This window comes from Acutalibacter sp. 1XD8-36, from assembly GCF_009917525.1.
Taxonomy (GTDB): Bacteria; Bacillota; Clostridia; order Oscillospirales; family Acutalibacteraceae; genus Acutalibacter.
Map to the genome: position 1 here is coordinate 1 of NZ_QZDU01000054.1, position 1,255 is coordinate 1,255.

Below are 1,255 nucleotides of genomic sequence, written 5' to 3' on the forward strand. Positions count from 1 at the left end.
GTGTGTTACCTTACATATGGCTAACAGGAGACACAAAAAAATGACCGTCATTTGTGATGGAAATATATCCAATTACACGGTTCCACAGCTCCTTCTGTTCGGCCCGGGAGAGGGTGTTATAAACCTTCAGGATATCTTTTACTCCCTCTACGTCTACAGGGGCAGGGAGGCTCTCTTTTCCGACGTCCGCCTTTTCAAGCTCTTCGCGCAGGCTCACATAGTCTTTTTCATAGGACTCTCTGTCGATAAGGTCGTTGAGATACAAATCCTTGAGTTTCTCCATTTTGCGCTTTATCCTATTTGTGTCCACTGCCTTGTGGGGTGCATGTGCACGCTCTTGAAGTGACATATTGAATTGAGTGTAGCATGTTGCTAGATTTTCAAGGAGCCACTTTTCCAGAATAAGCTCACTGGTTCTTGCTTTGTGCGGACACAAATGGAGCTTTTCGTAACGAGTACACCGATAATAAATGTATTTCTGTGCCACTACGTGGGCGCTGAGTTTGTTGCCACATTCAGCGCAGCGCACAAGTGAGGTGAACAGATATACTCTGTCAGTGCGGGTGAGATTTCTTTGACCCCGCTCTTTTGCAATATCCCGACAGAGCCGGAACTGCTCAGGCGGGATAATAGCAGGGCAGAAGTCGTTCTGTCCGTGGGCATGGCCGATATAGCGCTCATTTGTAAGCAGGGCCTTGAGGGAAGTGTGGGCATAAATAATGCCATACTTGTTCATGATGTACTCTCTAAGGGCTCTTATAGAGCGCAGAATAGTATATTGATTGAAAATATCCTGGGCTATTGGTGCCGTATTCGGGTCGACAACAATTTTTTTGCTCTCAATCTTATATCCCAGGGGCACTTTGCCGCTGATGGGTTCTCCGCGCAGCACTTTGTCCTGAAATACAAACCTAATGCGCTCCCCTGTGCGGTCGGCTTCATCTTGCGCGACGCTTAGCATGATATTGACTTTTAGCCGTCCTGAAGCGGTGGTAGTATCATAGTCCTCCTGTATAGTCTTCCAGTCAACCTTATTCTTTTCCAGTATCTCCTGTACCTTATAGTATTCAGAGATATTGCGGAACCACCTGTCCAGCTTTGTGAAAACAATAAGCTCCCCTTTTCCGGCGCTCACGTCCCGCAGGAGCCTCTGAAGCTCAGGCCGGTTTCGGGCAGGCTTGCGGGCGGAGATACCAGCGTCAGTGTAAATGTCCACAACAGTACAGTTATTTTCTTTTGCCCAGCTGGTAAGAGC

At 47.7% G+C, this 1,255-nt stretch carries 1 protein-coding gene; it reads right to left on the reverse strand.

All coding sequences use genetic code 11. The features are described from left to right. Positions 1–10: 10 nt before the first annotated feature. Positions 11–1,255 (reverse strand): recombinase family protein (locus tag D5270_RS16460; RefSeq protein ID WP_166545097.1); only part of this gene is annotated, 1,245 nt, incomplete at its 5' end.